Here is a 26,275-nt window from a genome sequence, read left to right on the forward strand (position 1 = left end):
GGTCCAGGCTTGGCGGACCGGGTTGCGTCCCGATGACGGATGGGTCAAGCGTGGGTTACACCGACGGTTCGTCGGCTCCGCCGAGCAGCCAGGTGTCCTTCGACCCGCCACCTCGCGACGAGTTGACGATCATGCTGCCGGCCGGCGCCACCCGGGTCAGCGCCACCGGCGCGACCTCGGCGGTGTCACCGAGGAACACGAACGCCCGCAGGTCGACGTGGCGGGGAGCGAGCGCCGTGCCGTCGAAGACCGGGTGCGTGGTGAGCGCGATCATCTCCTGGGCGATCCACCGGTGCGGGGCCGCGAGGATCTGCTCCCGGACGGCGTCCAACTCCTCCGCCTCGGCGCGGGGGCCGATCACCACCCGGTCACCGCCGTACCCGTCGACCGGCTTGAGCACCAGCTCGTCGAGCCGGCCCAGCACCTCGGCCCGCTGCTCGGGCAGCCCACACAGGTACGTCGGCACATCCCCCAGCAGCGGCTTCTCGCCCAGGTAGTACTCGATCAGCCGGGGCACGTACGCGTACAGCGCCTTGTCGTCACCGACACCGTTGCCCAGCGCGTTGGCCAGCGTGAGCCGCCCGGCGTGCACCGCGGCGAGCAGCGGCCACCCCAGCGGCACCCCGTCCGCGCCCGGCGCGTGCAGCAACGCCTCCTCGTCCATCCGCAGGTAGATCACGTCGACCTCACGGCGGCAGCCCTCGCGGACCAGCCGGACCCGGCCCTCCTCGACCAGCAGGTCACTGGTCTCGGTCAGCGGAACACCCATCTCGTCGGCGAGCAGCCGGTGTTCGAACCACGCCGGATCACCCGGGCCGCTGCTGAGCACCACCACGGCGGGGTCGTCGGCCGCGGCGGGCGCTGCGGCGACCAACGCCCGGTACAGCATCGCCGGCGTCTCGTCGGCGGGTAGCAGGTCCGCCGGCACCGGCAGCTCCGGCAGCACCGCCCGGGTCAGCCGACGGTTCTGCACCGCGTAGCCGATCCCGGAGGGCACCCGCAGGTTGTCCTCCAGCACGTACCAGCCGCCGTCCGGGTCCCGGACGAGGTCGGTGCCGGACACCTGGGCACGGGTGCCCCGCCGGCCCATCAGCGCCCCGGTCGGGCGCAGGCCGGGTGAGGACTCCACCACCCACGCCGGCACCACGCCGTCGGCCACCACGGCCCGGTCGGCGTAGACGTCCCGCAGGAACGCGTCGAGGGCGCGAGCGCGCTGCACCAGGCCGGTACGCAGGGTCCGCCAGTCGGCGGCGGGCACCACCCGGGGCACCAGGTCCACCGGGAAGAGCCGGGTGCTCGCCTCGCCGGCCACGCTGAACGTCACCCCACGGGCCCGCTGCTCCTCGTCCCGGTCGTGCTCGCGTTGACGTAGGACGCCGGCGCCGAGCTGGCGCAGGGCCGTGAGCATCGGGGCGTACGCCGGCTGCGGCCCGGCCGGTCCGAAGACCTCGTCGCCGGCGTCGGCGTACGTGGGCAGCGCCGGCGGTGTGGGCGCACCCGGCAGCGGCCCGCGGACCCGGCCCCGGGTCTCGTCGAGCAGCAGGTCGACCACGTCGGCCAACCGGCCACGTCGCTCGTACGCCCGTCGCTGCCGCGCCGCGGAGCTGCCGCGTTCCAGCGCGTACCGGGTCAGCTCGCTGACCTGCTCCCAGTCTCCGGTCGCCACCAACTGTGGGCGCAGGTCGGTCACCAGGCGGCGGACCGCCTGGGCTGCCGACACCGGTCGGGCCGACCGGGGCAGGTCGAGCAGGTCGCCTTCCAACCCGGAGCGGGCCGCCCGCCACACGGCGGCGCGCAGCACCGGTGGTCGCACGGCCGTGCGCTCCACCCCGGCGCGCAGGGCGGCGACCTCCCGCCGGACGAGCGCCCGGAACAGGCCGGTGAGCAGGACGATGGTCTCCACGTCGGCGTTGGCGTCGGTGATCCGCAGTTCCACTGTGGGCACGTGCGCCGACGGCCGGACGTCGAAGTAGATCATGGCGGGGTCGCTGATGGTCTCGGAGGCGATCAGCTCGGCGACCAGCGCCTCGTGGTCCGCCGCGCTGGTCACCTCGCCCGGGTCCCCCGCGGTGGGCCAGCGCTGCCAGACCAGCGATCGGACGCTGGCGTAGCCGCTGTCCTGGCCCATCCAGTACGGCGAGCTGGTGGAGAGGGCGAGCAGCACCGGCAGCCACGGCTGGACCCGACGGGTGACCGCCACCGCCAGGTCCCGGTCGGAGACGCCGACGTGCACCTGCGCTCCGCAGATCAGCTGCTCCCGGGCGAGCATCTGGTACTCGTCGAGCATCCGCCGGTAGCGGGAGGTGGGGGTGACGCTGGGGTCGCCGTCGGCGCGCAGCGGCACCGTACCGGCCGCCACGATGCCCAGCCCCGCCCGGTCGGCGACCTGGACGGCCGCCTGCCGCAGCCGGGTCAGCTCGGCGCGGATCTCGTCCAGGGTGCGGCAGACCGCGGTGTTGGTCTCCACCACACTGCGGTGCAGCTCGGCGGTGAACGAGGCCGCCGGCAACCGGTCGAGCAACTCCCCGGCGCGGGGCACCAACTCCCGGGTGTGCAGGTCGACGACGTGGAACTCCTCCTCCACCCCGATCGTGGCCAGGTCCGCCGGATCGTCGTCGTCCAGCGACAGGGCCGGGTTCGGGCGGGGGGTGGGCAGTGTCCGGCCGTTGCCGGACCGGCCCACCGGCTCGTCGTACGTCGGCGCGTTCGTGGTGTTGTCGGCCATGGTCACCCCGGTTCGCGTGTCGGTGGTCTCGACTGTCCGACGAGCGTTCCCAGGGTTGGTACCGGGGGTGTTTCCGGCGCGTTAAGGTGGCGCGCCCGTTCTGTCCGGGCTGCTCAGCGACGGGTGATCGGCGGCTGCGCGCGCCCCGCCGAGGCCGAGGCCGAGCAACCGTCATCGACACGGAGTTGGTGATGTCGGGGTGTCCCGCCGGCCTGGACACCCCGACACCAGCAGTTCCGATTCGATCAATCGCGGTCAAGGAGCGGCCGGGATCACCTCATGTTCGCCACCACGAACGGCGCGTGGCCGTGCAGGTAGTTGGTCCACCCGCCGGTCACCGGCGCGCCCGGGCTGAGCAGGTTGGTGGTGTCGGTGCCGACGTCGAGCTTCCAGGCCGTCCAGGAGATGCCGTTGGTCTTCATCCAGTCGATCCAGGACTGCGCCTCCGGCAGGCAGGCCCGGCCGTCGAGGCCGCCATCGGCGTTACTGGCACCCCACTCCGTGACGAACAGCGCCAGACCCGCGCGGATCGCCGCGTCGCCCTTGGCGCGCAGCGAAGCCCCGTGCGTACAGGAGTAGAAGTGCAGGGTGTACATCAGGTTGGTGCCGGTGACCGGGCTGGCCGCCGCGACGTCCACGTCCTGTGACCAGGTCGGGGTGCCGAGCACGATGATGTTGTCCGGGTCGGCGGCGCGGATCGCGGACACCACCGCCTGGTGGTACGGCTTGATGACGTTGGTCCAGCTGACCTGGAGCGGCTCGTTGTAGGGCTCCCAGATGACGTTGGGCAGGTTGCCGTACCGGCGGGCCAGGTCACCGAAGAACGCGACCGCCTGGGACTGGTTGTTCTGCGCCTCGTGCGCGTGCCAGTCGACGATCACGTACACCCCGGCGGTGACCGCGTTGTTGATGATGGTCTCCACCTGCGCGCGTGCCTTGGCCGGGTCGCTGAGGTACGCCCCCGCCGGCTCCACACCCATGGCCGCGCGGATCACCTGAAGGTTCCAGTTGTCGCGCATCCAGGTCAACGCAGAGAGGTTCTCGGCGTACGGGGCGGTCTCCCAGTTGAGCCACATGCTGCTGATGCCCCGCAACTGCACCCGGGCGCCGGACCTGTCGCACATCGTCGTCCCGCAGACCCGCAGCTGCCCGTGCCGCTCGACCGGGGTGCCGGTGGTCGGCGGTGGGGTGGTCGGCGGCGGGGTCGTGGGCGGCGGGGTGGTCGGCGGCGGGGTGGTCGGCGGCGGACCGCCGGCGCAGGACGCGCCGTTCACGGTGCAGTTGAGCGGGGTGCCGGTGCCGTTGACGAGGAAGCCGAACGAGGTGGAGGCGCCGGCGGCCAGGGTGCCGTTCCAGGACACGTTGGCGAAGGTGTAGTGGCTGCCCGAGGTGGTCTGCTGCGCGTTCCACGACTGGCTGACCGTCGAGGAGGACGGCAGGTCGAACTCGACCCGCCAGCTGGTGATCGGTGCGGAGGTGTCGTTGGTGACGGTGACCTGCCCCTGGTAGCCGTTGCCCCAGTTGTTCGTCACGGAGAACACGGCGGTCGCCGCGCTGGCCGGTGTGGCGGCGACCAGGGCCACCCCACCGGCGAGCAGGCCGGCGACGGCCAGAGTCGTGACAAGTCTCAGTGTGCGCATGCTGAACCCGCTTCGGATCGACGGTGGTGGTCTGAGGCGGGGCGGCGCCTGCGCGCACAGTATCGATCAATGCCTATGCGAGCAAGGCGGGGGGCGCTGACCGCAGGGGGTCAGCGCCGCCGCCAGCACCGCGTCCCGGAGACCGTCGAGCGACGACGGTCGGGTGAGGTGCCGGTGCAGCAACGCGCTCGCCTGGTGGTGGTACGCCGCACCCATCGCCTGCCGGGCCGCCACGTTCCCACCCTCGGCCGCCACCGCGTCGTACACCCGCTCGAAGATCGCGACCGCCTCACCGCCGGGCGCCATCCCCTCGGCGGCCCGGCCACGCGCGGACAGCAGCATCCCGCGCCGCCGCAGTGCCCGCGCCAACTGCTGCTGGTCGTGACGGCCGGCGCAATCCGGACCGCCCGCCGCCTGCCGGTAGGTGTCGATCACCCGTATCCACAGGCGGTCGGCGTTCGCCCAACTGTCCGGCCGCCGCGACCACTCTCGTGCCTGCTCGAACAGCCTGCCCCGCTCGTCCGGTCCCACGTGCCGCACCGCCCTCCACGCCGGTCACCCGCGACCGACGCCGCAGACAGTGACCGTCATCGACTCTAGGGGGCGTCGGGCTTCCGGCGGACGGTGCGGCCCGAACCTTCGGCGGCCGCAACGGGGACCGACCCGACCGGGCCGGTCCCCGAGGCGTTCAGGCCGCTGGGCGTACCCGGTAGGCCAGGTGGGTGACACCGTTGCCCTCGACGACGTTGAACGGGCCGTCCAGCTGGAGTGGCGCGATCTTCAGGTCGGCGAAGAGCGGGACGCCGGCACCGAGCAGGACCGGGACGAGGTCGACGTGCACCTCGTCGAGCAGGCCGGCCTCGACGACCTGGGCGGCGATGGTGCCGCCGTTGACACCGACCTGCTTGTCGCCGGCGATCGCCTTCGCCCGGGCGATGGCGCTCTCGATGCCGTCGGTGACGAAGACGAAGGAGTCGTTCTCGGGTGCCCAGCCCTCCGGCACGCTGTGCGTGACCACCACGACGGGCACGTCCATCGGATGCCGACCGCCCCAACCGCTGGTCATGTCGAAGAGCCGCCGGCCGACGACGAGGGCGCCGGTCCGCTCGTTGAGATCCCGCAGATGCCGGGCGCTCGCGGCGGACGTCCGAAAGGTCATCTCGGGGTTGGCCGTCGGCGTCTCGACGTCGCCGTTGGCGTACCACTGGAAGAGGTACTCGAAGCCACCGTGGGACGCATCCGCGATGTAGCCGTCCAACGACATCGTCGCCCCGGTCGTCACCTTCGTCATCGATCCACTCCTCGGTCCGTGCCATGTCGGCTCGTCGGCGGGACCGGGTATCCCCGGCCCTCACCCATGGTCGAAGCCGGCGCGACCGTCCTCGACACGTTCGCCGATCTTTTCTGACAGCGGGTTCTCAGCGGATCCGCGCGGCGACGGCGGCGGCCGCGACGGTCGCCCCGGCGTCGTTGAGGTGCAGGTGGTCGCCGTGGTCGTACGCGGGCCGCAGGGCGTCCGGGTCGGTCGGATCAGCGAGAATCCGGTCGAGGTCGACGACGGAGTCGTACTCGCCACCGTCGCGGATCCAGCGGTTCACCTCGTCACGGACCATCTCGTTTCGCGGGGTGTCGTAGCCGGTCGCGTTCTTCATCGGCGGCATCGTGACGCCGACGACGGTGACCCGGTCGGCGCGGGCGGCCCGGATCAGCGCCCGGTGACCGTCGATGAGCTGGGCGGCCGTCACCACGGGTGAGGCGCCGCAGCCAAAGTCGGGGTAGCCACCGCCGCCGATGTCGTTGATGCCGATCAGGACGACCGCGACCCGTACGCCCGGGAGGCCGAGCGCGTCGCGCCGGAACCGGGTGACGCCCCGCTCGCCGTAACAGGGTGAGTCGGCGAGCAGTTTGTTGCCGCTGATGCCGGCGTTGGCGACGGCCAGCGGGCGGCCGGTGGCGACGAGGCGTTCGGCCAACTGGTCCGGGTAGCGGTTGTCGGCGCCGGGCGTGGAACCGTAGCCGTCGGTCTGCGAGTCGCCGAACGTCACGACCGTGCGCCGGGTGTGGGGTGACCCGGCAACGTCCACGCCGGCCAGGTGGTACCAGGACTGGCTGGTCTCGCCGGTGAACGCGGCCGCGCGGTGATCGAAGCGGTGATCACCCGTGGCGCGGTACGTGCTGGTGAGTCCGCCCTGGTGGAAGGTCGCCGGGCCGGTGGGACCGGCGAAGTACAGCGTGACGGTCAGCGCCTCGAGTGCCCGTACCGGCAGGAGCACCGGATCGGAGGTGGTCTCGGCGCCGACCGGGACGGTGGTCGACCGCCGCAGGTCGAAGGTGACCGGACGCAGGGTGCCGGGCCGCACCTCCGCCCCGGAGGTGGGACGGCCGATGGTGGCGCCGGTCAGCCGCAGCGGTTGACTGCCGTACCGGTTGGACACTCGGATCCGGATCAGGGAGCCTGCGGCGCTGACCCGGACCACCTGGCGTACCGACTGGTTGGCGAAGCCCGGAACGGACCAGTTCGGGCCGTCCCAGTCATTGCCCGGGACCGGGTGGTGGTGTGCCGCCGACCAGGCCGTCGACCAGCTGCCGGCGCCGTCGCGCGCGGTGGGCGTGGCGCTCGCCGGAGCGGCCGGTGCCAGCAGGCACAGCGCGGTGAGTACGGGGAGGATGCGACCTGTCGAGATCGACATGGGAGTGTCCCTTCGGGAACGGCTGGTGGGTCAAGCGATGTGTTTCACCCTGCTCCGACCGCCTTACCGTTTCTTTACGGTGTTCTCTCCTGCGGCAGCGCGAGCCGTATCCTGGCCGCCATGCGGTTCGGGGTGCTGGGCCCGTTGACGGTGTGGACCACGCGTGGCGCGGTGGTCGCCGTTCCGGGGGTGAAGGTCCGAGCCCTGCTCGCCGCGCTGCTGCTGCACGAGGGGCAACCGGTGCCGGCGGATCGGCTCATCGACTACCTGTGGGGCGACGCGCCGCCGGCGAACGCCGCCGGCGCGCTGTCCGCCAAGGTGTCGCAGCTGCGCCGGGTGCTGGCCGACGCCGAGCCGGGCGCCAGGGAACTGGTGCGGTCCCCGCCTCCCGGCTACCGGATCCTGGTCGATCGCGACGATGTCGACGCCGGCCGCTTTCATCGGCTGGTGTCGGAGGCTCGCGGCGAGCAGGACAGACGCTCCCGCGTCGCGCTCTTCTCGGCCGCCCTCGCGTTGTGGCGGGGGCCCGCCTTCGCCGACTTCCGCGACGAGCCGTTCACCGCCGCCGCAGCCGCCGGGCTGGAGGAGCAATGGCTCCTCGTCAGCGAGGACCATCTCGACGACCGACTGGCGCTTGGCGAACACGCCGAGGTCGTCGGTGCGCTCGGCGGTCTGTTGGTCCGGCAGCCGCTGCGGGAGCGTGCGCGTGGGCTGCACATGCTCGCCCTGTACCGGGCGGGCCGACAGTCCGAGGCGTTGAGCAGCTACGACGAGCTGCGGGTCCGGCTCCGCGATGAGTTGGGCCTTGATCCCGGGCCGGAACTGGCCGCGCTGCACCAGCGCATCCTCGCCCACGATCCGACGCTGACCGCGCCACCGGTAGCCGCGATTCCGGCCAGCCGCGCCGTCGAGCTGACCGGCCCCGCGCTGACGAAGCTGCCGACGCCGTTGACCGAGCTGATCGGCCGCGAGACCGAAGCCGCCGAGCTGATGAAGGAGTTGGCGCACAACCGTCTGGTCACCCTCACCGGCATCGGCGGGGTGGGCAAAACCCGGCTCGCCCTGGAGGTCGCCCGGACGTCCGCGTTCCCGGACGGGGCGGCGCTGGTGGAGTTGGCGAGCATCGAGCGGTCCGACGCGCCGGACCTGGTGGACGCGTTGGCCGGCCTGGTGCTGGCAGTGCTCGACGTACGCGACGCCGCCGAGGCGGGCACGGCGAGCACGCCGGTCGACCGGCTCACCCGGGTGCTGGGCGACCGGCGGCTCCTGCTCGTGCTGGACAACTGCGAGCACCTGGTCGAACCGGTCGCGGAGATGACGGCGACACTGCTGCGAGCGGCACCCGGGTTGCGTGTGCTGGCGACCAGCCGCGAACCGCTCGGGCTCGCCGGCGAGGTCGTGCGGGCCGTTGCGCCGCTGCCCGTACCCGACTCGACCGGCGCGACCGACGTGGCCATCCTGGAGCGCTCCAGCGCGGTGCGGCTCTTCGTCGCCCGGTGCACCGCCGCGGATCGTGATTTCGTGCTCACCACCGAGAACGCCAGGTCCGTCGCCACCCTGTGTCGCCGCCTCGACGGGATCCCGCTGGCGCTGGAGCTGGCGGCCACCCAGGTCCGCGGGCTGGGCGTACGCGTTCTGGTCGCCGGGCTCGACGACAGATTCCGGTTGCTGGGTGCTCGACACAGGGGCGTACCGCCTCGGCAACGGACACTGCTGGCAATGCTCGACTGGAGCTGGCAACTGCTCACCGAGCCGGAGCGGGTGGTGTTGCGACGACTGGCCGCGTACGCCGACGGGGGTGGCATCGACGCGGTGCGGGCCGTGTGCGCGCCCGACGGTGTCCCCGCCGCGAGCATCGCGGATCTGCTGGCCCGCCTCGTCGACCGGTCGTTGGTCGTCGTCGCGCCCCGCGACGGCACCCCGCACTATCGGCTGCTGGAATCCGTCGCCGCCTTCGGCGTGGACCAGATGCAGGGCGCCGGCGAACTCGACCAGATCCGCTGGCGGGCTCACCGCCACCACGCTGACCTGGCCGAGCAGGCGCACCACCATCTGCACGGTCCCGGCCAGGGCCGCTGGTTGCGGCGGCTCGACGCCGAGTCCGCCAATCTGCGCGGCGCGCTGGACGCCGCGGTGCGTCAGGGCGACGGGGACCTCGCGCTGCGCCTGGCCAATGCGCTGAGCTGGTACTGGTTCCTGCGGGGCCGGTTCGCCGAGGCACGGCGGTCGCTCCGGGCGGCGCTGGACTGCCCGTCCGGCGCCGCCGCCCCCCGCGCCCGGGCCGCCGCCTGGCAGCTCGGGTTCGCTCTCCTCTGCGGCGACGTCGCGGACTGGCCGGCGCGTCACCGCGCGGCCGTCGAGCGGTACGCGGACGTCGACGACCCGCACGACCGCATTCGGGCGCAGTGGTTCCTCGCCTACGCGGAGGTGGACCTCGGCGACGTGGCGGCGACCGGTGACCTGCTCGACCGGATCCTGACCGAGGCGCGTCTGCTGGGCGACGAGTGGGTCCTGGCCGCCACGCTGGGCCTGCGTGCCAAGCACGCGCACGCCCGGGGCGACGGGCCGGCGGTGGCTCGCGACGGGGCCGAGAGCGCGGAGCTGTTCCAGCGGCTCGGCGACCGGTGGGGGCTGATGCAGGCCACCGAATGGCTGGGCGCCCAGGCAGGGATGGCCGGTGACTACGAGCGGGCCGACCGGCTGTACCAGGACGGGCTCCGCGTCGCGGAGGACCTGGGGCTGCGGTTCGAGATGTCCGGCCAGCTCTGTTGGCTGGGCTGGGTGGCGCTGCAACGGGGTGACTACCCGCGGGCCCGGCAGCTCTGCGCTCGTGGGCTGCGGCTGGCCACCGAGCAGGGCTCGCCGCTCGGCGTCGTCTTCGCGGAGCTGGGCCTCGCCGCCGCCGCGCGCCGTGAGGGCCTCCTCGATGCGGCGGAGGCTCACCTGCGCAACCTGCTGGACGCGGCCGCACGGCAGCAGGACGGACCTGGGCAGCCGCTCTACCTGACCGGAGTTCTCGGCGAGCTGGGGTACGTCGCCGAACTGCGTGGCGACCCGACGGCGGCGCTCGGTTGGCACCTGCGGGCCGCCGAGGTCGCGGTGGAACTCGGCGCCGACCAGGACCCGTGGCAGGTCCTGGTCGGCGTGGCCGCCGCCAGCGATGACCGCCCGCAGGACGCGGCCCGGTTGCTCGGCGCGGCGGCGGCGAGCCGGGAGGCGACGGGGCTTCCGCTGGCCCCGGCCGATAGACCCGACGTCGAACGGGCGACCGCTCTGGCCGTGGCGGGGTTGGGTGCCGAGGACTTCGCGGTGGCCTACGAGCGGGGACAGCGGCTGTCGCCCGCGGAGATCCGCGACCTCGTTCGCCGTTCGGGCCTGGCCGCCATGCCCCGCTAGCTGCACGGGCGACCAGCCGCGCCCGCCACAGCGGGCCCTGGTGCCTTCGGTCACGGGCGCAGCGCGTTGAGCACCAGGTCGGCGTACCGGCGCCACACCGCCGGATCGCGCTCATCGAGCACGATGAGCTGCCGGACCACCCCGCAGAGGAGCACCCGGATGTCCAGCACCCCGGCGTCCGGGCGGATCTCGCCGGACGATCCGGCCGCCGCCACCAACTGCCCGATCAGGTCCAGGATGCGCGCGGCGGGCACCAGCCGGCCCTCGAAGAACGCGTCGGCGAGGACCCGGTCGCGCGCGAGGCGTCCGAACAGGTCGGGCACGAAGGAACACCACTCCCGGTACGCGTCGACGCCGTCGAGTGCTGCGCGGGTGCGCTGCTCCAACTCCTCGAACTGCCGTTGGACGACCGCGACGATCAGGTCTTCCTTGCTGGGGTAGCTGCGGTACACCGTCGCGCGACCGACCCCGGCCCGCTCCGCCACCTGCGGCACCGTCACCTGGAGACCCTGCTCGCTGAAGAGCTCCCGGGCGGCGGCGATGACCCGCTCCTGGTTACGACGGGCGTCCAGACGCCGATGGGTAGCATCCGGGTCGCTCGACGTCGGTGGGGCCATGGCCTCAGTCTGCCCGCTCGGTCTCGTCGGTCAGCAGCGGCTCGTCGCCGTACACGGCGGTGAGTTCGACGTTGAGCACCGTGGCCACCCTGCCGAACGACCAGTAGTAGCCGATCACCTGGAGCACCTCGACTATCTCGCGCTCGCTGAGGATGTGCCGCACCTGGTCGAAGAGGTCGTCGGAGACGCGCGGTGACCGCACCACCTCGGCGGCGAAACGGATGAGGGTGCGGTCATAACCGGAGAGGGCCGGGTTGTCGATGTCCCGGCTGGTAATGATCTCGCGGATGGCCCGGTCGACGCCGGCCGCCTCGGACATCGGACGGTGCTGGGCCGCCTCGAACTCGCACTCGGTGTACTCGGCCACGGTGAGGATGACCAGTTCCCGCGAGCGGGCGGGCAGCTCCAGCGAGGTGAACTGCGCCCTCGCGAGCTGGATGAAGAGTGTCACCGTGCCGACCGAGTGGGTCAGCATCTTGACCATCGGGTCGGGTGGCAGGGCGGACAGGACGTCGCGGACGTCGGCCGGGATCGCGTTCGGGTCGGGGTCGGCAAGGCGGGGCATGGTTCTCTCCTGCGGTGGTCGTCGAGAAGGGTTCAGGCGGGCAGGTCGAAACCCGTCTCGCTGAGGTGACGGAACCGGCCGTCCTCGGCGTACGTCCCGAAGATGGCGATCTCCCGGCGGGCGGTGGACCCGTCGGTCAGGCTGATCTCGTAGACGTGTCGTTCGGCGTAGCGGAGACCGTCGCGCAGTTCGTCGAGGACCCGCACGGTGCCGCTGACGATCTGACCGCGTACCCGGGTCACCATCTCGACGAATCCGGCCCGATCGAGGGTCTCGCCGTCGCTGCGGTGGGTGTAGTCGGGGGCGTAGAACTCGTCGAGCGCCTCGGTCAGGTCGCGGGTCGGCTCGAAGACGACCGCGCGCAGGGCGTGGCTGATCCGTACCGGGGTCATGGGGCTCCTCGTGGGTCACTGCGGGGCATATCCGGACTCATGGGTCCGCTTAGCGCCCACCGTACCGGACTCCCGAGTCCGTTTCCGGTGACAGTCGTCACGTACCCGGGAGCAACCTTGCCCGGCACGGCGGGTGCGGGTCGGCCGTTCCGGTCGTAGCGTGGGGCGCATGCGAACCACCACGTTGGGCAGCACCGGGCCCGAGGTCGGCGTCATCGGCCTCGGCTGCATGGGCATGAGCCACGGCTACGACATCACCGGCCCTCGCGACGACGACACCTCGATCTCGGTCATCCGACAGGCACTGGACCTGGGCGCGACGCTGATCGACACGTCGGACGTGTACGGGCCGTACACCAACGAGGAACTGGTCGGGCGGGCGCTGGCCGGAGGTCACCGGCAGCGGGCCGTCCTGGCCACGAAGGTCGGCCTGGTGGCCACCTCCCTCTCCGGTGGGCCCGGCAACTCACCGAAGATCGGTAACAACGGCCGCCCGGAGCACATCCGCGCGGCGATCGACGAGAGCCTGCGCCGGCTCGGCACCGACCACGTCGACCTGTACCAGTTGCACCGGGTCGACCCGGAGGTGCCCATCGAGGAGTCCTGGGGTGCGATGGCCGAGGTCGTGGCGGCGGGCAAGGCACGGCAGCTCGGGCTGTCCGAGGTGACTGTCGCGCAGATCGCGCGGGCCCAGGCGGTGCACCCGGTGGCGTCGGTGCAGTCCGAGCTGTCACTGTGGACCCGCGACCCGTTGGCCGAGGTGCTGCCGTACTGCGCCGAGCAGGGCATCGCCTTCCTGCCGTTCTCCCCGCTGGGTCGCGGTTTCCTCGCCGGCCGGTTCACCTCGTTCGACGACCTGCCCGCCGACGACTTCCGGCGCGGCCTGCCGCGTTTCCAGCAGGACGCGCTGCGCGCCAACCTCGCCATCGTCGCCCGGGTCCGGGAGATCGCCGACCGGGCGGGCTTCAGCCCCGCGCAGGTCGCCCTCGCGTGGGTGGTGGCCCAGGGTGAGCAGGTCATCCCGATCCCCGGCACCAAGACCCCGAGGTACCTGGTGGACAACTGCGCTGCCGCCGACGTTCGGCTCAGTGCCGAGGACCTGGCCGACCTGGACGCGCTGCCCGCCCCCGAGGGTGGCCGCTACTGAGATTCGGGCGGCCCGGCACCGCGCGGCCGGGCCGCCACCGGCGGGCCGAACCTCACCCCGACACCGGGCGAGTAGAGCACGCTGACCGGCGGTCCGACCGGCGCCGGCAGCCCGGCGGCGGCCACCAACTCGTCGTCCAGGTGCAGCACCTCGGCCCGGTGCAGCGGCCAGCTCGGATGCCAGTTCGGCAGGTGCAGGGTGCGCCCGTACGCCCGGGTGTGCAGCCCCCAACGGGCGGTGAGGAAGTGTTCGAGCGGGGTCGGGTCGGCGATCCGCTCCCCCACTCGCACCACCATCCGGCTCGTCGTACCCGCCGGCCCGGGCCAGCGCCGCCGGCAGCGGTAGGTACGGCGGTCGCCGTCGCGGTCCATCCGCATCGACGACCAGAGGTACGGCAGGCGCAGCGTCACCCGCGCCACCAGCACCGGCAGCAGGCGGGACGCGTCGAGCGACCGGAACACGACCGCTCGTCGGCCGGCGTCGTCGACCGAGTAGAGCCGGACGTTGGTCTCCCAGAAGGTGCCGAAGTACGGCACTCCCGGGCCACGGCCGAAGCCCAGCCCGACCATCCGGAAGCCGATCAGGCCGACGTAGCTGACCCCCTGCACCGTGTCCGGGCGAGTGCCGGCGGGCAGCAACGGCGCGACCACCTCTGGAGCGACGGCCCAGTGCAGGAAGGTGAGGTCCTCCCAGCGCTGGCGCAGGAGCGCCCAGGGGAACGCCTGCCGGGGTGCGTGGTCGACCGGTTCGGGGTGCACGGTCTCATCGTGGCCCAAACGGTGGGCCGGTGTGGTCTCAGGCGTGCGGACCGACACTGACGGTGCCGATGGTCAGCGACGCCTTGCCCTCCAGGATCTCGCCAACCCGGTCCACTTCCTCCGCCAACGCCCGCTGCTGCGCGGCACCGAGCGTCCGCAGCGGCTCGACAGTGACGCGGATCGAGCGCCCGGAGCGGCGTTGATGCCACACGCCGGCGACCACCCCATCCACCAGCAGCACCGGATAGTTGCCGGCCTGGCCACCGGCGAGCGCCCGCTCGGCGGCGGCACCGGGAAAGAGCCGCTCGCGGGGGTGGCAGCCGACCGCGTACGCGTCGAAGTACGGCAGCAGCCGCAACCCGGACGGCCGGTCGTCGGGGAACTCGGTGTCGTCGGCGGCCACCCAGGCCCGGGTGCCCTCCACCGTCACCTCGGTCAGGTCGAGCGAGTCGAACAGCAACGTCCCCCACCCCGGCGGAACGGCCAGCCACCGGGCGAACTGTGCCGGGGTGGCCGGCCCGTACGCGTGCAGATAGCCGCGGACGAGGGCGGCCAGGGCGGCGGGGCCGGGCATCGGCGCGAAGTCGGGCAGCCATCGGGTCGGGCTGGCGTACGTGCTGACCCGACCGCGGTTCGGGCCGAAGCAGATCATCCCGCCCCGGGTGGCGGCGGTCATCGCGGCCATCCACCGGGGCCACTTGTCCTGGAACGCCTCCATGACCAGGTCGCCCGCCCACGGGCCGGTGCGGGCGACGATCTCCTCGGTCAGCTCGGCGGTGGTCAGGTCGGCCTCGGCGACCGCGTCGGCGATGGCCGCGAGGACCTGCTCGGTCTGCCGGGGCGTCAGCAGGACCACGCTCCGCTCCCAGGACGGCGTCGGCAACGCGGTCAGCGCGCCGACCCACATCGGTAGGTCCGCCGCGGCGAGCAGGTGCACGGTCCCGCGCGGCCCACGGGTCTTGACCAGCGTGCGGTCCCTCCACAGTGCCCGGCGCACCAGGTCGCGGGTCGCGCCCGGCACCCGCAGCCCGATGGACAGTTCGGCGGCCGACGCGATCTGGGCGTGCGCGCCGCACATCGTCGACACCACGTCGGCGACCCGTGCGGCGTCCGGTGCCGCGTCCGGTGCCGCGTCCGGTGCCGACGGGGAGAGCCGGTGCCGGGCAAGCCGTCGGGCGGACACCTGAGCCCAGCTCAGTTCGGTCATCGCAGGCCCGCGAAGAACGCGCGGATGTCCGCCGCGTGCGCCAGCGGCTCGTCCATCGCCACGAAGTGGCTGCCCGGGTTGCCCTGCGGCCAGTGGACGATGGTGTTGTCGCGCTCGGCGAGGCGGCGCATCAGCGCGGACCCGCCGCCGTACACACCGGACGGCACCCGCCGCTGGCCCGTGGGCCAGGCGAATCCGCCGTCGTCGGTGATGGTGAGTCGCTCGTACATGGGCCACGACGACGTTCCGGACGTGCCGGTGAACCAGTAGAGGCTCACGTTGGTGAGCAGGTGGTCGCGGTCGATGGCCTGCTCCGGCGTCGGCACCGTCATGGTGAACTCCTTGAACTTCTGCATCATCCAGGCCAGCAACCCGACCGGCGAGTCGTTCCAGGCGTACGCGAAGGTCTGCGGCGCTGCGCGCAACAGGGCGTGGTGGTCGACGCCGCCGCTCATCCACCGCTGCATCTGCTCCCACTCGCCGCGTTCCGCCGCGCTCATGTCCGGCACGTCGGCGGCGGTCGGGAAGCCGAACCCGCCGTCGATGTGCACGCCGACGACGTGCTCCGGCGCCACCGCCGCCACCCGCGGCGCGACGTACGCGCCGAGGTCGCCGCCCTGGGTGCCGTAGCGGTGATAGCCGAGGCGGGCCATCAGCTCCGCCCACATCCGGGCGAGCCGGTCGATCGTGAACCCGGCCGGGGGTGCCTGTGAGAAACCGTAGCCGGGCACCGACGGCACCACCAGGTGGAACGCCTGCGTGGGATCCGCGCCGTGGGCGCGCGGGTCGGTCAGCGGGCCGATCAGCTCGGTGAACTCGACCACGGAGTTCGGCCAGCCGTGCGTCACCAGCAACGGCAGCGCGTCCGGCTCCGGAGAGCGGACGTGCAGCAGGTGCACGTCCAAGCCGTCGATCTGGGTGACGAGTTGGGGGAGGTCGTTCAACCGCGCCTCGTGCGCCCGCCAGTCGTAACCACTCGCCCAGTACGCGGCCAGCTCACGGAGGTAGTCCACCGGCACCCCCCGGCTCCAGCCGGTGCCGGGCAACGAGCGGGGCCACCGGGTGCGGGAGAGGCGGTCACGCAGGTCGTCGAGGTCCGACTGCAGGATGTCGAGGCGAAATGGCGTCATGCCGGAAACGCTACGGCCCATATAGGACAGGTTCTGGCACACATCGCTGGCATTCTGGAACCATGTCCGACACCCCCGCCCGCCTGCTGGGCCTCCTGTCACTGCTGCAGACGCCCCGCGAGTGGCCCGGCAGCGAACTGGCCACCCGGCTCGGCGTCAGCCTGCGCACCATCCGCCGCGACGTGGAGCGACTACGCGACCTCGGCTACCCGGTGCAGGCGACGATGGGCGCGATCGGCGGATACCGTCTGGTCGCCGGCAAGGCGATGCCGCCACTGTTGCTCGACGACGACGAGGCGGTGGCGATCGCGGTCGGCCTGCGCACCGCAGCCGGTCACGCGGTGGCCGGCATCGAGGAGGCCTCGGTACGGGCGCTGGCGAAGCTCGAACAGGTGCTGCCGTCCCGGCTGCGTCACCGCGTCAGCGCCCTGGGGGCGGCCACCGAACCGCTGCTCACCTGGGAGCGACCGACCGTCGACCCGGAGCACCTGAGCGCGCTGGCCGCCGCGGTCAACAACCGGGAGCAGCTGCGGTTCACCTACCGCCGTCGCGACGGCGTGGACGCCGAACGGCTCGTCGAACCGTACAAACTGGTGTCGGCCGGCCGGCGCTGGTACCTGGTGGGCTACGACAACGACCGCGACGACTGGCGGATCTTCCGAGTCGATCGGATCACCGGCCTGCGACCCACGCGGACCCGGGTCGCCGCCCGGCAACTGCCGGCGTCCGACGCCGCCTCGTTCATGACGGAGAAGCTGCTTGAGCTGACGCCCGTCTACCGGGCGGTGGTGACGCTGCACGCGCCGGTCGAGCGGATGGCGGGCCCGCTCGGTGGCGCCGACGTCGATCTGGAGCCGATCGACGCGACCTCGTGCCGGCTGCGCAGCAACGCCGACACGCTGGAGTGGCTGGCGTGGCGCCTGCTGACGCTCGGTTGCGACATGGAGGTCCACGAGCCGCCGGAGCTGATAGCGCACCTGCGGCAGCTCGGCAGCCGGGCCACCCGCGCCGCCGGCCCATCCGCAGCGTAGGACGACCGACCGGCCCGGGCATCGGCGCGCCGGCCCGCCGTAGGCTTGATGGAGCACAAGCGTTCAGAATAGGCGTTTTGGGAGGAACTGGACGTGACGCAGAGCGACGCGGAGCTGGTCGTGCTCGCACAGGCGGGCGACGCGGGCGCGCTTGGGGCACTGCTGGCGCGGCACGAGGCTGGGATGCGGGCCGTCGCGCTGAGCGTCCTCGGTTACGGGCCGGACGCCGAGGACGCGGTGCAGGACACCATGGTCATCGCCCTGCGTCGCATCGGCGAGGTCCGTGACCCGAACGCCGTCGGCCCCTGGTTGCGGGCCATCGTCCGCAACAACAGCCGGATGGCGTTGCGCGGGCCCAGAGCCGTCCCGGTCGCCGAACCCGAATGGTTCGCCGGCCCCGCCGACACACCCACACCGGAGGAGGCACTGGACCGCGCCGCGATGCGCGACTGGGTGTGGCATTCCGTCGGGCAACTGTCCGAACCTGACCGCCTCGTCACCCTGCTGCGGTACTTCAGCGACGCGTCCTCGTACGAGCAGATCGCGGCCGTGTGTGGCGTGCCGATCGGCACCGTCCGTAGCCGCCTCAGCCACGCCCGCCGAGCGCTCGCCGGCGGCCTCCGGACGGCGGCGGACTCCGCGCACACGGACGTCACCGCCTCGAACGACTCACGCTGGCGCGAGGGCCGCGACATGATCGCCACGGCGATGGACGGCGACTTCGAGCGGGTGGTCCGCGAGAGCTGGTGGCCGGACGCCGAGATGGTCGTGCCGGGCGGCCCGCGCGGTGGCCGGGACCTGGCGATCAACGGCATGAACCGCGACCTGGCTGCCGGGGTACGTCAGCGGCTGCGCAACGTGGTGGCCAGCGGCGACATGCTGATCTGGGAGACCGACCTGATCAGCCCGCCCGACGACCCGGAGCACTGCCCACCCGCGGCGCTGTGGTTGCAGGTGCTGCGCGAGGGCCGGGTCCGCCAACTCACCCTCTTCCACCCCGTCCCGGCGCGGGTCTGAAGAAACTTCCCCGACCGAGCGAACTTTTCCCTCGACCCGCGCATCTGGTCCGCGTCATGCACCAGTTGCCGTATCGGCGGACGCCGCGCGGCTCTCGGATCGGGAGATAGTTCATGGGTTCCACCAGCCACGACGTCAGCGCCCTCGCACCCGGTGCCCACACGTTCACCGTGGATGGCGTTCGGCAGGTCTACCACGTCGCCGGCACCGGCCCGGTCTGCGTGGCGCACTCCGGCGGCCCGGGCATCGAGTGGGCGTACCTGCGCACGCCCAGCCTTGAGACGCACTTCACCATGGTCTACGTCGAGCCGGTGGGTACGGGCGCGTCGGGGCAGCTCGACAACTCCGACGACTACCGTCTGGACACGTACGTCCGGTTCCTGCACGCTGTCGTCGAGCACCTCGGCGAACCCCGGGTGTACCTCCTCGGGCACTCGCACGGCGGTTTCGTCGTCCAGCGGTACGCCCTCGACCACGCCGACCGGGTCGCCGGCCTCGCTCTGTACGACACCTCGCCCGTCACCGGCGCCGAGTTCTGGGCCGAGGCCATGGCTGGCCTCGCCGCCTACCCGCAGCGGCACCCGGACCGGCCGGAGGCGGCCGCGGTGCCGGCCGCCTTCGGGCAGATCGGCGGCGCGACGGACGACGAGTCGCTGGGGGTCGCCCTGCGCGCCGCCCTGCCGGTGTACTTCGCGGACTTCTGGGGCCGACAGGACGAGTTCGCCCCGTTTCGGGCGGCCGTCCGGATCTGGTCGACGCCGGCCGGCGCGCAGGACCCCACGCCCTTCGACGTACGGGAGAACCTCGGTGAGATCACCGTGCCGGTCGTGGTGATCGTCGGGGCGTACGACTTCATCTGTGGCCCTCGCTGGGCCGAGCAACTGCACGCGGGGCTTCCGGACTCGCAGCTGGTGACGCTGGAGCGAAGCGGACACTTCGCGCACATCGAGCAGCCGGTGGAGTTCACCGACGCCGTGGCGGAGCTGCTGAAGCGTTGACCCACCGTGGCAACACGCGCCCCGAGGTCCGTTCGTCACACCGGGCAGGCCTCGGGGGGCGGGCGCGTTGCACGGTCATAGGCTGAGCGCTTTGCTGCACCGTGACGAAGAGGAGACCGCCGTGAGCCAGACCGAACGGATGGATTCCGTCGACGAGTGGAACGTGGCCGAGGACGACGGGGTGCTGGACGCCTCCGACACCCTTGACGACGACCGGGTCGGTGACCCCCTGGACACCGGCATCGTCGCCGAGGACCACTGGACGGCCGCCAACCGGTTCGGCACCACGCCCGCCGAGGAGCGGGCGGGCGAGTCCCTGGAGCAGTACCTCGCCCAGGAGGTGCCGGATGTCGACCCGTACGCCGAGGGTGGCGACGACGAGGACGAGCTGACCCGTCGGGGGTACGAGGCGGAGGCGCGCGCCGGCCGGCTCGTCGCCTACGACGAGGGAGTCCGCGAGGACGACGAGGCCGAGTCGGTGGCGTGGGACGCCGGGATCGACGCGGGTGCCGCCAGCGCGGAGGAAGCGGCGATCCACGTGGTCGAGGACCCGGACGGAACCGGCGACGGCCCGTTGCGCTGACGCCGTGCCCGCCGCGCCCGGCACCTCGCGGGGTGCCGGGCGCGGCGGGGCCGGTCAGTGAATGACGACCGGCGTCTTGACCTGCTCGCCCTGCGGGTCGTCGAGCTGCGCCGGCTGACGTCGGCGCGGCAGGAACGCCGCCGGGATGATCGTGAGCACGACCAACGCGAACGCGACCCAGAACGTGTTGGCGAACGACTTGGCGGCGAAGTCGAGCCCGCGCTCGATGATCGACGGGTCAACCGGCATCTGCTGGAGCAGCTCCGGCCGCTGCTGAGCGGCGATGGCCAGCCCGGCCTCGGTGACCGGCTTGCCGCTCTCGTCCACCAGGCCGGGGATCTGCCGGGAGCCGTTCAGCTCGTTGGTGAGGATCACCGACATCACGGCGGCACCGACCGAGCCGCCGATCTGCTGGAGGATGTTGACAAGCGTCGAGCCGCGAGCCACGTCGTTGGCCGACAATGTCCGCAGGGCCGACGTCATGATCGGCATCATCGTGCCGCCCATGCCCAGGCCCATCACGAACAGCGAACCGCCGAGCAGCCAGTACGAGGTCTGCGGGTCGACCTGGGTGAAGCCGAAGAACCCGACGACGATGAGACCCAGCGCGAACGGGACGGTACGCCCGATCGGCACCCGGTCGGCCAGCGTGCCGGCGATCGGCATGGTGATCATCGCGCCGATGCCCTGCGGGGCCATCAGCAGACCGGCGGCCAGCGTCGACTCACCGCGCACCTGCAGGAAGTAGCTCGGGAACAACAGGCCGGCGCCCATGAACGCGATGATGAACACGAACATCGTCACCGACGCGATGGTCAGGCTGCGGTTGCGGAACAGCCGCAGGTCGAGCAGCGGGTGCCGGGGCTTGAACGAGTAGAGCACGAACGCCACCACCAACGCGCCGCCGACCAGCATCGGGGCCCAGACCTTGGCCTCGCCGAAGGTGCCCGCCTCCGGCAGGGACGACACGCCGTAGAGGAAGAGGGCGAGGCCCGGCGAGAGCATCAGCATGCCGACGAAGTCGAACGACTCGGACGGCTCGGGCGCGTCCTTCGGCAGCGCGAACTGCGCGTAGATCAGAGCGATCACGCCGATCGGCAGGTTGATCAGGAAGATCCAGTGCCAGCTGGCGGTGTCGATGAGCCAACCACCGAGGATCGGGCCGCCGATCGGCCCCAGCAGCATCGGGATGCCGAGGACGGCCATCAACCGGCCGATCCGGTGCGGGCCGGCTGCCCGGGTCATGATGGTCATGCCCAGCGGCATGAGCATGCCGCCACCGAGGCCCTGTAGGACCCGGTAGCCGATCAGCTCACCGATGGTGTCGGCCATGGCGCAGAGGCCCGACCCGATGGTGAACAGGGTCAGCGCCACCATGTAGAGCCGTTTGGTGCCGAACCGGTCCGCCGCCCACCCGCTGAGCGGGATCACGGTGGCGAGGGCGAGGGTGTAGGCGGTCATGGTCCAGGCGACGCGGGCGTAGGACGCGTCGAACTCGCTCTGGAATTTGGGCAGCGCCACGCTGACCACCGTCACGTCGAGGATCGACATGATCGCGCCAAGGACGACGACGCCCGCCACCTTGAGCACCGCAGCGTCGAGTTTGTCCGATGTCGCGATGGATTGCTGTGTCACTAACTCTCCCGAAGTCGATTGAGCCGGCCGATGGTGGGCGGTGGCGTCGATGCCGCGCCTACCGGGCGCGGGGCGCGACGTGCCGGGGCAGCGACGCGCCGAGGCAGACTAACCGCCAGTTGTGACGATTCGCCGCCGGATTTCGTGACCGGCCGGCCGCGTATCCGAACGGCCGTGCGATTTTGGCTGGACGTCGGGGTGGCAATCAGCCGGCAGAGCCGCGAGCTAGGGACGGGTCGAGGTCCGGATCAGCGCGGTGAGGCCCCGGGTTCGGCTGTGCGACGGCCAAGCGATCACCGTCGTGACGGTTGGCGCGTCCACCACTGGCACGTGCCGGGCCTTGTTCGCGCGCCTCTCTTCCCGTCGGTGGCCGCGCGGATTGGGGGGCGTGCTGGGCTGGCCCCTCGATCGGCCTGTTGACCGGGGTGATCGTTGTGGGCTAGTGGTGCTCACGTTCGTCGGTGGTAGTGGTTGCGGCGGGGGACCTGTTCGGGGTCAAGCCAGGCCGGTGGCACGAATTCGGGGTGGCCGTCGCCCGCCAGTCGCACCGCCCAGTCGCTGTGGTGCAGGTGACGGTGGTGGTGGCCGCAGAGCAGGACGGCGTTGGTGAGGCTGGTGTCGCCGCCATCGGCCCAGTGGTGGATGTGGTGGGCGTCGCACCAGCGCGGTGGTCGGTCGCAGCCCGGGAAGGCGCAGCCCCCGTCCCGCAGCACCAGAGCTCGCCGGAGGGGGCCGGTGATGAGACGACGTTGTCGGCCGAGGTCGAGTGGTTGGCCGGCGCCGCTGAGGACGGCGGGGAGGATGGCGGCGTCGCAGGCGAGACGGCGCACGGCCTCGGGGGTGAGGTGCAGGCCGGTGTCGAGGGTGCCGGTGCCCAGTTGCCGGGTCAACCCGTCGTAGCTGGTGGTGACGACGATCTGGGCGGGATCACCGCCGTGCTCGGGCAACTCGCCGGTGCGCAGGGCGAGGCGGCACACGTCGCCGAGAGCGTCGTGCCGGCGTTGCCCGGGAGAGCGCTGGTCGTCCGGGCCCGAGGGTGCGCTGAGCGGGTCGATGGCGGCGCGGAGCAGCCCGGCGGTCTCGCCGTCGAGGATGCCGGTGAGTCGCAGGCGGCCGTCGGTGAGGGTGGAGAGGGTGAGGTGACGGTCGCGGGTGGCGCGGCGGGCCTCGGCGTCCAGGGCGGCTTTGGCGGCGGCGTCGGCGATGTCGGGTGCGACGTGATCGAGGATGCGGGTGCTGAGTTTGCGTAAGAGGGTGGGATCGAATTGCCCGGCCCAATCGACGAGCACTCCGAGGGCTTTGTCGGCGGCCTCGGGACCGGCGGCGGTCTGCACGCTGTCGACCGTGTCGGCGATGACCCGAGCCTGGTCGACGGTGATGTGGCCATCGGCCAGTGCGTGGCGTACGCCAGGGTTTCCGACGTCCAGGACGGCGGCGAGGTCGACGAGGCGGCGGGCGGCCGGGATGGTGAGGCGTAACCGTTCACGGAGCCAGACCGCGGTGGAGGAGGCGCCCTGCGCGGTGGCGTTGCCTCGACCGTCGAGCTCACGGATCAGGGCCAGCTTCAGTGCGGCGAGACGCTGCTCGATGCGGTACGCGGTGTCGAGCGCGGCGATCAGCTCGTCCTCGGACTGTGCCCACGTGGCCGTGTCGGCGCAGGCCGCGATGGCACCCTCTGCCTGCGTCAACTCTTCGACCACGACCCGAAATCTAGTACAGCTGTACGACAGCTTCAGGCATCATGATCGATCCACAGCATGGCCAGCCCAGGCGGCAAGCGGGCCCAGGCGGCAAGCCGTCGATCTGGCTGCCATGACCGGCAGGGAACTAGTTGCTGCGCTTGCTGGCGTCGAGGGCGGCCTGCTCCACTCGCTGGCGGTAGTCCGGCCACCATGACTCGTCCACGGGGGGCAGGTTGTCGTTCCTGGGCAACAGCCCGGCCGTGCCGTCGATGAGTTCGCGCACGATGTCAGCGTGGCCGGCGTGCCGTTGGGTGTCCGCGATGACGTGGACCAGGACGTGGTGCAGGGTGACCGCCGAATCGCCCCACCACGGCACGTTGCCCACCTCATCCAGGGCAAGGGCTTCGATTGTGCTGTCGGCGTGGGCGATCGCGCGGCGGTACGTTGCCACGATCTCGTCGCGGGTCTCATCCGCGCTCGCCCACATGTCGGCATTGGCCTCCGCCCCGTCGCCGACGTACGGCAGCTCCTGCTCGAACGGTCGGCCGAACACGACGCCGAAGTAGAGGATCTCCATGGCGGCCGAGTGCTTCACCAGCCCGAGCAGGTTGGTAGCGGTCGGGGTCAGCGGACGCCGAATGTCGTATTCGCCGAGCCCGTCGAGCTTCCACAGCAGCGACTCGCGGCCGCCCTTCAAGTAACTGTGCAGGTCCGCTTTCATCGCGGCACTATGGCATCCGGTCGGGTGTCCGCGCTGCCCGAACAATCCGCGAAGCTCAGGATCGGCAGGAAACCCCCTACACCGTGACCACCGGCACGGCGGCGGTCAACGCCCAGTCGTGCCCGATGTCGGCGGCCGCGCGCAGCAGCCTCGGAAGGTGCTCCTCGCGCAGGGTCTCCAGCGAGGTCTCGGCGGCGTGCACTGTCACGTTGATGGCGGCGACGACCCGCCCGTCGCCGTCGCGTACGCCGGTGGCGACGGACCGGATGCCCGGCGCCAAGTCCTGGTCGGCGAGCGCCCAGCCCTTGGCCCGGACCTCACGCAGCACGGCGTCGAGGTCGCCCGGTGCCGGCTGCCAGCGCGGCGTGATGCCGGAGCGGCTGGGTTCGGCGAGGACGGCCGCCAGCGTGTCCGGTGGGAGGGCCGCGAGCAGCACCTTGCCCATCGACGTCGCGGGGGCCGGGAAGCGGGTGCCGATGGTGACGCCCAGGGTGACGATCTTGGGGACGGCCACCCGGGCGACGTAGACAATGTCGCTGCCGTCGAGCTGGGCCATCGAGGTCGACTCGTTGGTCTGCGCGACGAGCTTCTCCATGTGCGGCCGGGCCACGTCCCACATGTTCAGCGCGTTCACGTACGCCATCCCGAGCTCCAGGACGCGCGGGGTGAGGGTGTGGCCGCGGCCGACCGCGCGGACGTAGCCCAGCGATTCGAGTGTGATGAGGATGCGCCGGACGGTGGGGCGCGCCAGACCGGTGGCGGCGGCGAGCTCGCTGAGCGTCATCGAGGGGCAGGCGGGACGGAAGGAGCGCAGGACGTCGAGGCCACGGGCGAGGGCCTCGATGAAGTCGGGCCCGGCGCCCCTTCCGTTGTCACTCATGTCCTTAATGCTTCCATTGCGCCGACCCGGCGTCCCACTCGGTGTACTGGTACGGGTTCTCCAGGATCGCGGTCTCGGGGACGTCCGGGTTCATGCCCCGCTGCCACGCCTCCTCCCCCATCGTCTCGCGCAGGTGGTCGATCGTCGCGGCCACCCTGGCCCTCGCGGCGGCGAGGTCGACGCCGACGAGTCGGCCGTCCCGCTTCACGACCCGGCCACCCACCAGCACGGTGTGCACGTCGGCACGCTGGGCCTGGAAGACGACGTGACCGTGCGGGTTCAGGATCGGGAACATCGCCGGCGAGGCGTCGTTCTTGATCAGGACGACGTCGGCCTGGCGGCCGGGGGTGAGCGCGCCGATCGTGGCGTCCATCCCGAGGGCGCGGGCGCCGCCTCGGGTGGCCCACTCGACGACCTGCTCGGCGCGCAGGTGGCAGTGGGTGATGGTCTCCTGCTTGGCGTGTGCCTCCAGGTGCTCCCGGGAGCGGTCCGCGCCGAGCGTGCTCCGCATCGCGGAGAAGAGGTCGCCGCTCCACCACACGCTGGTGTCCATCGACAGTGACACCGGGATGTCGTGGTGGCGCAACTGCCAGGTGGGTGGGTAGCCCTGGCCGGCGCTCTGCTCACTCTCGGTGGAGACGGAGACCGAGCCGCCGGTCGCGGCGATCCGGTTGTACGAGTCCTGGGTGAGCGTCGCCGCGTGCACGTACACGGTCGAGGGGTTCATGAACCCGTTCTCGTGCATCAGCCGGATGCCGTCGTCGTTGGTGGCGCCCCACACGCCCGCGTGGGTGGTCACCGCGGCGCCCAACTCCCGGGCCACCTCGAACGCGGCCCGTTCCGGGAAGGCGGGGTCGCCGGTGACGTCGAACGCCAACTGGAAGCCGGCCAGCTTGCCACCGTCGAGGCGGCGGCGGTGGAAGTCGCGGAACTCCGGCGAGGTGGCCCACTCCCACGGCCCCTGCTGGATGTTGCCGTAGGCGAGCACGAATCGTCCGTCGACCGCCTCCAGGGCGTCCACGGCGGCGTCGGCGTGCTCGGGTGTCTGCAAGCCGTGCGACCAGTCGACAGTGGTGGTGACGCCGGCGTCGATCGCCTCGATCGCGCCGAGCAGGTTGCCGGCGTAGACGTCCTCGGGTCGGAACAGCTTGCCCGACTCCAGGTAGTACCAGACGAAGTACTGCGTCAGGGTCCAGTCGGCGCCGTACCCACGCATCGCGGTCTGCCACAGGTGCCGGTGGGTGTCGACCATGCCGGGCATGAGGATGCCGTCGGTGGCGTCGATCTCCAGGGCGTCGTCGGGTGCGGTGAGGCCGACGCCGACCTGTGCGATCCGGCCGCCGATGACCAGCACGTCGGCGCCGGGCAGCACCGCGCGGGCGTCGTCCATGGTGAGAACCAGGCCGTTACGGAAGACCACCGGCCGGTCGGTTGCGCTCATCGCCACCCATTCCTTTCGGG

22 protein-coding genes are annotated in these 26,275 nt (G+C 72.0%); 6 read left to right on the forward strand and 16 right to left on the reverse strand.

Annotation, left to right across the window (positions count from 1 at the left end; genetic code table 11):
- Positions 1-55 precede the first annotated feature (55 nt).
- The 5 genes from ACIBD9_RS23030 to ACIBD9_RS23050 all read right to left on the reverse strand — a co-directional run bounded on the left by ACIBD9_RS23030 (position 56) and on the right by ACIBD9_RS23050 (position 7,055).
- A complete protein-coding gene (locus ACIBD9_RS23030; RefSeq protein WP_396720659.1) occupies positions 56-2,725 on the reverse strand; it encodes a glutamate--cysteine ligase in 2,670 nt (889 codons plus the stop codon).
- 272 nt (positions 2,726-2,997) lie between these two features.
- Entirely contained in the window at positions 2,998-4,365 is a 1,368-nt protein-coding gene (locus tag ACIBD9_RS23035; RefSeq protein WP_396720662.1) for a cellulase family glycosylhydrolase, read from the reverse strand.
- 66 nt (positions 4,366-4,431) lie between these two features.
- Positions 4,432-4,905: a hypothetical protein gene (locus ACIBD9_RS23040; protein ID WP_396720665.1), complete on the reverse strand. Its 474-nt coding sequence runs from the start codon at positions 4,903-4,905 to the stop codon at positions 4,432-4,434.
- Positions 4,906-5,053: 148 nt separating this feature from the next.
- Positions 5,054-5,656, reverse strand: coding sequence for a dihydrofolate reductase family protein (locus tag ACIBD9_RS23045; protein WP_396720668.1), 603 nt, complete (start codon positions 5,654-5,656; stop codon positions 5,054-5,056).
- A 127-nt stretch (positions 5,657-5,783) separates the two neighbouring features.
- Positions 5,784-7,055 (reverse strand): GDSL-type esterase/lipase family protein, encoded by a 1,272-nt coding sequence (locus ACIBD9_RS23050; RefSeq protein ID WP_396720671.1) that lies wholly within the window; start codon positions 7,053-7,055, stop codon positions 5,784-5,786.
- 120 nt (positions 7,056-7,175) lie between these two features.
- Here ACIBD9_RS23050 and ACIBD9_RS23055 point away from each other — a divergent pair, with 120 nt between their 5' ends.
- Positions 7,176-10,451, forward strand: a complete 3,276-nt coding sequence (locus ACIBD9_RS23055) for a BTAD domain-containing putative transcriptional regulator (protein WP_396720674.1) — start codon at positions 7,176-7,178, stop codon at positions 10,449-10,451.
- A gap of 50 nt (positions 10,452-10,501) precedes the next feature.
- Here the strand turns inward: ACIBD9_RS23055 and ACIBD9_RS23060 are convergent, their stop codons facing one another.
- From ACIBD9_RS23060 to ACIBD9_RS23070, 3 genes are read right to left on the reverse strand one after another with little or no spacing between them, the layout of a single operon-like run.
- Positions 10,502-11,068 (reverse strand): TetR/AcrR family transcriptional regulator, encoded by a 567-nt coding sequence (locus tag ACIBD9_RS23060; RefSeq protein WP_396720677.1) that lies wholly within the window; start codon positions 11,066-11,068, stop codon positions 10,502-10,504.
- Between the two features lie 4 nt (positions 11,069-11,072).
- Positions 11,073-11,633, reverse strand: a complete 561-nt coding sequence (locus ACIBD9_RS23065) for a carboxymuconolactone decarboxylase family protein (RefSeq protein ID WP_396720680.1) — start codon at positions 11,631-11,633, stop codon at positions 11,073-11,075.
- Positions 11,634-11,665: 32 nt separating this feature from the next.
- Positions 11,666-12,025: a hypothetical protein gene (locus tag ACIBD9_RS23070; protein ID WP_396720683.1), complete on the reverse strand. Its 360-nt coding sequence runs from the start codon at positions 12,023-12,025 to the stop codon at positions 11,666-11,668.
- 169 nt (positions 12,026-12,194) lie between these two features.
- Here ACIBD9_RS23070 and ACIBD9_RS23075 point away from each other — a divergent pair, with 169 nt between their 5' ends.
- Entirely contained in the window at positions 12,195-13,172 is a 978-nt protein-coding gene (locus tag ACIBD9_RS23075) for an aldo/keto reductase (RefSeq protein WP_396720685.1), read from the forward strand.
- Here ACIBD9_RS23075 and ACIBD9_RS23080 read toward each other — a convergent pair.
- Genes ACIBD9_RS23080 through ACIBD9_RS23090 form a run of 3 tightly spaced genes read right to left on the reverse strand, consistent with a single transcriptional unit; the run spans position 13,166 to position 16,267 of the window.
- Complete coding sequence (locus ACIBD9_RS23080) at positions 13,166-13,930, reverse strand: YqjF family protein (RefSeq protein ID WP_396720688.1); 765 nt, start codon at positions 13,928-13,930, stop codon at positions 13,166-13,168. The genes ACIBD9_RS23075 and ACIBD9_RS23080 overlap by 7 nt on opposite strands.
- Positions 13,931-13,967: 37 nt before the next feature.
- Entirely contained in the window at positions 13,968-15,137 is a 1,170-nt protein-coding gene (locus ACIBD9_RS23085) for a winged helix DNA-binding domain-containing protein (protein WP_396720690.1), read from the reverse strand.
- Positions 15,134-16,267, reverse strand: a complete 1,134-nt coding sequence (locus ACIBD9_RS23090; protein WP_396720693.1) for an epoxide hydrolase family protein — start codon at positions 16,265-16,267, stop codon at positions 15,134-15,136. Before ACIBD9_RS23090 ends, ACIBD9_RS23085 begins: the two co-directional genes overlap by 4 nt.
- A gap of 62 nt (positions 16,268-16,329) precedes the next feature.
- Here ACIBD9_RS23090 and ACIBD9_RS23095 point away from each other — a divergent pair, with 62 nt between their 5' ends.
- The 4 genes from ACIBD9_RS23095 to ACIBD9_RS23110 all read left to right on the forward strand — a co-directional run bounded on the left by ACIBD9_RS23095 (position 16,330) and on the right by ACIBD9_RS23110 (position 19,896).
- Positions 16,330-17,298, forward strand: coding sequence for a helix-turn-helix transcriptional regulator (locus ACIBD9_RS23095; protein ID WP_396720696.1), 969 nt, complete (start codon positions 16,330-16,332; stop codon positions 17,296-17,298).
- A gap of 93 nt (positions 17,299-17,391) precedes the next feature.
- Positions 17,392-18,315: an RNA polymerase sigma factor gene (locus tag ACIBD9_RS23100; protein ID WP_396720699.1), complete on the forward strand. Its 924-nt coding sequence runs from the start codon at positions 17,392-17,394 to the stop codon at positions 18,313-18,315.
- 113 nt (positions 18,316-18,428) lie between these two features.
- Entirely contained in the window at positions 18,429-19,313 is an 885-nt protein-coding gene (locus ACIBD9_RS23105) for an alpha/beta fold hydrolase (RefSeq protein ID WP_396720702.1), read from the forward strand.
- A gap of 121 nt (positions 19,314-19,434) precedes the next feature.
- On the forward strand, positions 19,435-19,896 hold the full coding sequence (locus tag ACIBD9_RS23110; protein ID WP_396720704.1) for a DUF5709 domain-containing protein: 462 nt from the start codon (positions 19,435-19,437) through the stop codon (positions 19,894-19,896).
- Between the two features lie 54 nt (positions 19,897-19,950).
- Here the strand turns inward: ACIBD9_RS23110 and ACIBD9_RS23115 are convergent, their stop codons facing one another.
- From ACIBD9_RS23115 to ACIBD9_RS23135, 5 genes are all read right to left on the reverse strand, one after another.
- Positions 19,951-21,531, reverse strand: coding sequence for a DHA2 family efflux MFS transporter permease subunit (locus tag ACIBD9_RS23115; RefSeq protein ID WP_396720707.1), 1,581 nt, complete (start codon positions 21,529-21,531; stop codon positions 19,951-19,953).
- Between the two features lie 449 nt (positions 21,532-21,980).
- Positions 21,981-23,231 carry a DUF222 domain-containing protein gene (locus ACIBD9_RS23120; RefSeq protein WP_396720710.1) on the reverse strand — a complete coding sequence of 417 codons (1,251 nt, stop codon included), beginning with the start codon at positions 23,229-23,231 and terminating at the stop codon, positions 21,981-21,983.
- Between the two features lie 127 nt (positions 23,232-23,358).
- Positions 23,359-23,934 (reverse strand): DinB family protein, encoded by a 576-nt coding sequence (locus ACIBD9_RS23125; RefSeq protein ID WP_396720713.1) that lies wholly within the window; start codon positions 23,932-23,934, stop codon positions 23,359-23,361.
- 76 nt (positions 23,935-24,010) lie between these two features.
- Positions 24,011-24,814 (reverse strand): IclR family transcriptional regulator C-terminal domain-containing protein, encoded by an 804-nt coding sequence (locus ACIBD9_RS23130; RefSeq protein WP_396720715.1) that lies wholly within the window; start codon positions 24,812-24,814, stop codon positions 24,011-24,013.
- Between the two features lie 4 nt (positions 24,815-24,818).
- Complete coding sequence (locus tag ACIBD9_RS23135) at positions 24,819-26,255, reverse strand: amidohydrolase family protein (RefSeq protein ID WP_396720718.1); 1,437 nt, start codon at positions 26,253-26,255, stop codon at positions 24,819-24,821.
- Positions 26,256-26,275: the final 20 nt, after the last annotated feature.

Origin of the sequence: Micromonospora sp. NPDC050784 (assembly GCF_044456765.1) — a bacterium.
GTDB lineage: Bacteria > Actinomycetota > Actinomycetes > Mycobacteriales > Micromonosporaceae > Micromonospora > Micromonospora foliorum.